Here is a 5,528-nt window from a genome sequence, read left to right as displayed (position 1 = left end):
AGTCCGTTCATCCGTGTCGGTTATTCCAACTGATCTGCAATTGCGTCAAGCCCGGCCTGAGCACATTTGGCTTCATTCTCTCCACCACCGCCACCCGCGACGCCAATCCCGCCGAGCAACTGGCCGGATTTCGAGCGGATCGGCAAACCACCTCCAAGTGGCACTACCCCGGGTATCGTTCTCAGACCCCACGGCTCACCGCTTTCGGCGACCTTATCCAGCTCCAATGTCGACAGATTGAATGTCGCGGCTGTCCAGGCCTTGCGCCGTGCGGTGTCAGCCACATGCGCTCCACCCAGATTGCTGCGCAAGGTCACCTGTTCCAAGCCAAACCTGTCGACAACAGATGCACCGACCTGATGTCCTGCTTCGTTGCAGACCACCAGCGCACGCAATGCAGCTTTCATGGCGACCTGAAGATCAAGCACCTCGACCGTGTGCGTTGCGTTGGACTGTGAATTGGCGGAGCCGGCAGAAAGGAAAACAGTTATCAAAATCAGGACACGGAGCATTCCGTTACCTCCAAAACAAAAGCCGCCGGAAATCGGCGGCTTTCATCATGCACTGTGGCAACGCTCAATCAATGCTCAACGTTGCGCCAAAGCTTCTTCTTGGTGAAATACAGCAGCGCTGCGAAGAAGATCAGAAAGACCATAACGCGGAAACCGATCTTTTTACGCTCTTCAAGATGAGGCTCGGCGGCCCACATCATGAACGCAGAAACGTCCTTCGCATACTGGTCGACCGTCATCAGCGTACCGTCGGTATATTCAACGGCGTCGTCGTAAAGCGGCGGAGCCATGGAGATGAATTTACCTGCCAGGAAGGAGTGGTTGTAGTACTGGCCGGCAGGAACCTCGATGCCTTCCGGATCTTCCTCGTAGCCGGTCAGCAGCGAGTAGATGTAATCCGGGCCGGTTTCCTGATACTGCGTGAAAATGTCGAAGACGAACCACGGGAAGCCGCGCTCGGCAGCACGTGCCTTGGCCAGCAGCGAGAAGTCCGGCGGGTAAGCACCGCCATTTGCTGCGCGAGCGGCCTGCTCGTTCGGAAACGGAGAGGGAAACCGGTCGGCCAGGATAGCCGGGCGGTCATACATTTCGCCATCGTCGTTCGGACCGTCCACAACGGTGTAGTCCGAAGCGATCTGCTTGGCGGCGTCTTCGCTGAAGCTCGGCCCGCCATTATCCGCCAGGTTGCGGAAAGCGACCTGACGCAGACCATGACAAGCCTGACAAACTTCCTGGTATACCTTGAAGCCGCGTTGCAGCTGTGCCCGATCGAACACGCCGAACGGACCGGCGAACGACCATTGTTGGCGGTCGATATGAACTTCGCCGCCGGCGGAGAGCGCCGGGGTCGCGATGGCAATTGCTGCCACCGCTGCGAAGGAACGAACCATTTTGATCATGGTGCTCATTGTCTCAAATAACTCCTGATCCGGTTCGCGTTAATTCGTTTCCGATGCGGCAACCGCAGCAGCCGGTTTACCGGATCCACCTTTTAGCACCGCTTCGGATATCGATGCAGGCAGCGGACGGGGTTTTTCCAGGAAACCGAGCAACGGCAGGATCACCAGGAAATGTGCGAAATAGTAGACAGTGCAGATCTGAGCGATGAGAACGTAAGGCGGCTCAGCCGGCTTTGCTCCGAGATAGCCCAAGATTATGCAGTCCAGCACAAAGATCCAGAAGAACTGCTTGAACAGCGGACGATAGGCACCGGAACGGACCTTGGATGTATCCAGCCAGGGCAGTACGAACAGGATCGCAATCGCACCAAACATGGCAACAACGCCGCCAAGCTTGTCCGGCACTGCACGCAGGATCGCGTAGAACGGCAGGAAGTACCACTCCGGAACAATGTGAGCCGGTGTCACCAGCGGGTTTGCTTCGATGTAGTTGTCCGGATGCCCCATGTAGTTCGGCAGATAGAATGCGAACCAGGCAAACAGGATCATGAACACAATAATCGCGAACAGGTCCTTGACCGTGTAGTACGGGTGGAACGGGATCGTGTCCTGCTTCGTCTTCGGCTGAACACCGGACGGGTTGTTGTTGCCTGTCGTGTGGAACGCCCAGACGTGCAGGATGACCACGCCGAAGATCATGAACGGCAGAAGGTAATGCAGAGAGAAGAACCGGTTCAGTGTCGGATTGTCGACAGCAAACCCACCCCATAGCCACGTTCTGATTTCCTCACCGACCAGCGGAATGGCGGAAAACAGGTTGGTGATAACCGTCGCACCCCAGAAGGACATCTGCCCCCATGGCAGCACGTAGCCCATGAACGCGGTTCCCATCATGATCAGGAAGATGATCACGCCCAGGATCCAGGAGATCTCGCGCGGCGCCTTGTAGGAGCCATAGTAGAGACCGCGGAAAATGTGAATGTAGACGGCGATGAAGAACATCGATGCGCCGTTTGCGTGCAGATAACGCAGCATCCAGCCGAAATTCACGTCGCGCATGATGTGTTCGACACTGTCGAATGCCAGCCCCGTGTTCGGCGTGTAATGCATCGCCAGAACGATGCCTGTAATGAGCTGTGCGATCAGTACGAAAAACAGGATACCGCCGAAGGTCCACCAGTAATTGAGGTTTTTCGGGGTTGGGAAATCAACGAAAGAACCGCGAACGAGCGAAATAACCGGCAGGCGGCTTTCAAGCCACTTTGCCCCCGCGCTCTGCGGTACGTAGTTCGAATGTCCAGCCATGGCTGTCTCCTAAAAATTCTTGCCGTTAGCCGATCTTGATCGTCGAGTCGCTGACGAACTCGAGCGGCGGAATCAGCAAATTCTCGGGAGCCGGGCCCTTGCGGATACGGCCGGCAGTGTCATAGTGAGAGCCGTGACACGGGCAGAACCAGCCTCCAAAGTCGCCGGCGTCGCCCAATGGCACGCAGCCAAGGTGGGTACAGATACCAACCTGAACGAGCCAGTTTTCCTTGCCTTCAACACCACGGTTCGGATCCGTTGCTTCGGCATCCGTCGGTAGGTTGGCGTTTCGCGCCAGCTTGTCCGGCAGATCGGCAATCGGAACGACCTTGGCCTCTTCCACTTCCGTTTCAGTACGGTTGCGGATGAAGACCGGTTTCCCGCGCCATTTGACTGTAATTGACTGCCCCTCTTCCACGGCAGACACATCGACCTCGATGGAAGCCAGAGCCAATGCTGAAGCATCCGGGTTCATCTGGTCGATGAACGGCCATGCCAGCGCGCCAGCGCCCACAACGCCCGCGGCGCCGGTCGCAATATAGAGGAAATCGCGGCGGGTCGGTTCCGCCTGATCCGTATGTGCCAAGGTCGCGTCCTCTCGAAACCTGTTCTACCTGTACCGAAAGCCCGATCACGTCCGAAGACCTTCCTGTGCCAGGAAGAAGATCGGAGTCATGCCGGGCTCGCGGGGACCGGGTACGGCGAAAAGCTCGCACCGGTCAAGCGGCTTGTCTTTTTGCACCCTTCGAAACGCTTGTCCAGATCAACAAACGCGTCAAAACGTCTATGTTGCAGCCAAAACCGCCCTTGCGCCGTTTTTCTGCCCCTTTTTTGGGAAAAAGCGCAAGACCGGAGTCGTCAAAACCCCGGTCTCACCATTTACTTCTGTGAATTATGCCGCCTGAACCGGTGCCAGGAAGCCACCGGACTGGCGTTGCCAAAGCTGGGCATAGAGGCCGTTTTTCTCCAAAAGCTCCTGATGGGAGCCTTCTTCGATGATTCGGCCTTTGTCCATGACGATCAACCGGTCCATGGCTGCGATGGTCGACAGACGGTGCGCAATCGCGATTACGGTCTTGCCTGTCATCAGATCGAACAGGCTTTCCTGAATGGCAAGTTCAACCTCCGAATCCAGCGCAGATGTCGCTTCATCCAGAGCCAGGATCGGAGCGTCCTTCAGGAGAACCCTGGCAATGGCGATACGCTGACGCTGCCCACCGGACAGTTTCACTCCCCGCTCCCCGACATGAGCGTCTAGGGCCGTTCTGCCTTCCATATCGGCAAGACCTTCGACAAACTCTGTCGCATGAGCTTTTTTCAGGGCAGCCTCCACATCCTCGCGGGTCGCCTCCGGCTTGCCATAGGCGACATTCTCGAAGATCGAGCGATGCAACAGGGAAGTGTCCTGCGTGACCACACCGACATTTGCCCGAATATCATCCTGACGCACCTGGGAGATATCCTGCCCGTCGACCAGAACGCGGCCACCTTCAAGGTCATAGAAGCGCAGCAGCAGATTGACGAGCGTAGACTTGCCGGCACCTGAACGGCCGATCAGACCAATCTTTTCACCTGGCTTGATCGTCAGACTGAGATCCTCGATGACACCGGCTTCCTTGCCATAGTGGAACCGGATGTTCTCGAAACGGATTTCACCCGCATTGACTGTAAGGGCCTTGGCCTGGGGCACATCCATCACTTCCCGTTCTCTGGAAATGGTGGTGATCCCGTCCTGTACGGTTCCGATATTCTCGAACAGACCAGCGAGCTCCCAAAGGATCCAGTGAGACATCCCCTGCAATCGCAGCACGAAGGCAACGGCAATGGTGACCTCGCCAATCGTGACCGTTCCAGCCTGCCAGAGCACGATCGCCAGACCGCCGATGGACGTGAGCAGCACCATGTTGATGAACACCAGCACGATATTGAGCCCGGTCACCAACCGCATCTGATGGAACACGGTTTTCAGGAACCCGTTCATCGAGCCTTTGGCATAGGCCTCTTCCCGGTCCGCGTGAGAAAACAGCTTCACGGTCGTAATGTTGGTGTAGGCATCAACCACGTGACCGGTCATCAGCGAGCGGGCATCGGCCTGTTCTTTCGAGACATCACGCAACTTCGGAACGAAGACGCGAATAGTCACCAGATAGGCGACAATCCAGATCAGGAACGGCAGGCTGAGCCAGAAATTGGCATCGGCGACAACTATGACCGCCGCCACGAAATAAACCGCGACATAGACCATGATGTCGGCGATACGGGAGACGACCTCCCGCACACCAAGTGCTGTCTGCATCAGCTTGGTCGCGATCCGCCCGGCAAAGTCGTTCTGGTAGAACGACACGCTTTGCCGAAGCAGATAGCGATGCACCCGCCAGCGGATGGACATCGGATAGGTGCCCATCAATCCCTGATGAAAGAAGAGCTGCCAGATCACTTCCAGTACCGGTCTCAAAACCAGAAGAACAACCAGCATGAAAAGTAGCATTGGCCAGTTCTCGTTCAGGAACGTGGTCGGATCCGACTTTTCAAGCCAGGTCACCAGGTCGCCCAGGAACGTGAAGATGTAGACCTCAGCCAGGGCGACCAGCGTGCCGAAAAACGACACGCAGGCCAGGATCGGCCAAACAGGCTTGGTGTAATACCAGCAGAAGGACCAGAAGCCCTTCGGCGGTACATCAAGTTCAGTGTTTTCGAACGGATCTACGAGTTTTTCGAACCGATCAAACATGCTTACCTCTCAGGCCCACTCATTCGCAGAACAGCAAGATGCGTCAACGCACCTTCGTCGCTACGCGATTGAGATCTGGGG

Annotated in this window: 5 protein-coding genes; all 5 read right to left on the bottom strand. The window is 56.6% G+C overall.

All coding sequences use genetic code 11. The features are described 5' to 3' along the window. Positions 1-20 precede the first annotated feature (20 nt). The 5 genes from K5905_RS26545 to K5905_RS26525 all read right to left on the bottom strand — a co-directional run bounded on the left by K5905_RS26545 (position 21) and on the right by K5905_RS26525 (position 5,447). Positions 21-512 carry a heme-binding protein gene (locus K5905_RS26545; protein WP_297589854.1) on the bottom strand — a complete coding sequence of 164 codons (492 nt, stop codon included), beginning with the start codon at positions 510-512 and terminating at the stop codon, positions 21-23. A 68-nt stretch (positions 513-580) separates the two neighbouring features. Then, the gene (locus K5905_RS26540; RefSeq protein ID WP_297589852.1) at positions 581-1,420 is read right to left on the bottom strand and encodes a cytochrome c1; all 840 of its coding nucleotides are present in this window, start codon (positions 1,418-1,420) and stop codon (positions 581-583) included. A gap of 30 nt (positions 1,421-1,450) precedes the next feature. Next, positions 1,451-2,716 carry a cytochrome b/b6 gene (locus K5905_RS26535; RefSeq protein WP_297589848.1) on the bottom strand — a complete coding sequence of 422 codons (1,266 nt, stop codon included), beginning with the start codon at positions 2,714-2,716 and terminating at the stop codon, positions 1,451-1,453. Between the two features lie 25 nt (positions 2,717-2,741). Then, positions 2,742-3,302, bottom strand: coding sequence for a ubiquinol-cytochrome c reductase iron-sulfur subunit (gene petA, locus K5905_RS26530; RefSeq protein WP_297589846.1), 561 nt, complete (start codon positions 3,300-3,302; stop codon positions 2,742-2,744). A gap of 306 nt (positions 3,303-3,608) precedes the next feature. Then, positions 3,609-5,447, bottom strand: a complete 1,839-nt coding sequence (locus K5905_RS26525) for an ABC transporter ATP-binding protein (protein WP_297589843.1) — start codon at positions 5,445-5,447, stop codon at positions 3,609-3,611. Positions 5,448-5,528 lie beyond the last annotated feature (81 nt).

The sequence above is a fragment of the Roseibium sp. genome (genome assembly GCF_025698965.1).
Lineage (GTDB): Bacteria > Pseudomonadota > Alphaproteobacteria > Rhizobiales > Stappiaceae > Roseibium.
Note: the sequence above shows the minus strand (reverse complement) of the source record. Positions and strands in the feature narration are given on the sequence as shown.